Raw genomic sequence first — 432 nt, forward strand, 5'->3', positions numbered from 1 at the left:
AATATAAAACGATAAAACATGGTCAACAACTTCTGATTAAGCAAGCTGGTATCATAGTGGACTTAAATCCTGATGAACCAGTACTATCTAAACATGATATTTTGTATATTACACAAAAACAATTAGATGAAGGTAATACGGGTATTGCGCTTACGAATTGGCAAACATATTACTTAAAAAGTGACAATAGTGGTCAAATGAATGGGCCTTTAGCTTTAAAATATATTAGACAGGAGTTTCCAAATATAAAACCAGGTAGTGTTTCTTTTGACCTAGAGAAACTTTTTCATGCACTACCAGGAGAGAAGCGAAAACTCGCAACGATAACTTCGAATCCAGTAAAAGCATCTGGAATTTTTAGTTATACCTCTGATGAGCTTGCTGAGATAAAGAGACATAAGCTCGCTGTCGTTACACAGCATAAAAATGAAG

At 34.5% G+C, this 432-nt stretch carries 1 pseudogene; it reads left to right on the forward strand.

The features are described 5' to 3' along the window. Positions 1-432: pseudogene (locus B5P40_RS32100) on the forward strand (hypothetical protein); the annotation flags it as partial.

This window comes from Bacillus sp. SRB_8 (assembly GCF_003264205.1).
GTDB lineage: Bacteria > Bacillota > Bacilli > Bacillales > Bacillaceae_G > Bacillus_A > Bacillus_A mycoides.